This window comes from Paraburkholderia sp. SIMBA_030, from assembly GCF_046535245.1.
GTDB lineage: Bacteria > Pseudomonadota > Gammaproteobacteria > Burkholderiales > Burkholderiaceae > Paraburkholderia.
Map to the genome: position 1 here is coordinate 1 of NZ_JAWRXB010000784.1, position 263 is coordinate 263.

At 70.0% G+C, this 263-nt stretch carries 1 protein-coding gene; it reads right to left on the reverse strand.

Annotated features, from left to right (window positions below; genetic code table 11):
• Positions 1-165: glycoside hydrolase family 15 protein (locus SB772_RS42115; RefSeq protein ID WP_410838787.1), on the reverse strand; the 165-nt coding region annotated here is incomplete at its 3' end.
• Positions 166-263 lie beyond the last annotated feature (98 nt).

Below are 263 nucleotides of genomic sequence, written 5' to 3' on the forward strand. Positions count from 1 at the left end.
CGTCATGGACCCATCACGCAGCCAGCAGTACCGGTAGTCCCAATTCCTCGTTCCGCCGATGCCTTCGGGCAGGGACGTTGTGGGGGCCGCCAGCACAGCGCCCGTGGGCTCGTGAACCAGCGACTTCAGCACCAGCGCCGAACGGCGCACCAGCGACGGTTTCATGCTGGGAAGCTGGAGCGTCTTGACCCACTCCCGCGCAACCTGCCCGACGGCGGCACGCCGGTGGGGCTCTCCGTAGGGGTCCGCGGGGGGCGGCTCGG